The 1061-nt window shown below is 63.4% G+C and carries 1 protein-coding gene; it reads left to right on the plus strand.

Translation table 11 applies throughout. The features are described 5' to 3' along the window. On the plus strand, positions 1–1017 hold a 1017-nt coding region (locus tag AC5RWX_RS33685; RefSeq protein ID WP_494100485.1), incomplete at its 5' end, for a M14 family zinc carboxypeptidase. Positions 1018–1061: the final 44 nt, after the last annotated feature.

The following is a 1061-nucleotide window of genomic DNA, read 5'->3' on the forward strand; positions in this document are numbered from 1 at the left end:
GCCCTGACACTGGCAGCAGTGGCCGCGCCGGCACCTGCGATGGCCGTGGGCGAAGGCCCCAACTATGACGGCAACGGCCAAATCACCACGTCGAAGCTCGCCACTTACGAGCAAATGGTCTCCTTCCTCAAGGACCAGGACGCCCGCCAGGGCGCCATGGAGCTGGAGGTCATCGGCCAGACCGTGAAGGGCCGGGATATCCACCTGGTCAAATACATGTCGGATCCGGCGAAGCCCACCATCCTTTACCTGACGCAGCAGCACGGCAACGAGCAGCTCACCACCGAGGGCGCGCTGGAATTCGTCAAGCACCTGGGCACCGGAAAGTCTCGGGACGTTCTCGACGGCGCGAACATCCTCGTCGTTCCCATGCTCAACGCAGACGGCGCCATGGGGGACGTGAACTTCCCGCTGGACGACTACCTGGCCAAGGGTGACCGCAACATGACGCGGTACAACGCCGAAGAGGTGGACCTCAACCGCGACCACGTAGCCAAGGTCCAGCCGGAAACGCAGGCGCTGCACAACAATGTGATGCGCAAGTACCGGATCGATTACATGATCGACCTGCACCACCAGGGCACCCGCAGCGAACGCGACGGCAAGCTGGTGTCCGGGTCCATCCTGTACCCCACCACGCCGAACGCCGATCCCGCAGTTGTCGAGAAGTCCAAGCAGTTGGGTGCCGTCGTGTTTAACAGCGTCGACTCCACCGGCTGGGGCCACCTCGGCAAGTATGTGGGCGGCAGCGCCGAGACGATCAGCCGCAACGGGATCGCTGTGGAATACGGGATCGCGACACTCCTGTTTGAGATGCGGGGCATGTCCGACCATTACCTGGACGGCTATGCCCTGGGCCTCCGAAGCAACGGAAACCTGATCAAGCAGACGGTCACCACCCTCACTGCCACCGCCGCAGCAATCGCTGACGGATCAATTGCCGACGCCGACACCTCCTTCTGGGACAGCCTGGCCACCCAGACCTCCCGCCCTGGCGGGGAAGCGGACGACGAGTAGTACTACCGCTGACAGTCCGCCGCGGTCCTTTGTGCTGCAGGAGT

The organism is Arthrobacter sp. SPT-J7 (assembly GCF_059089965.1).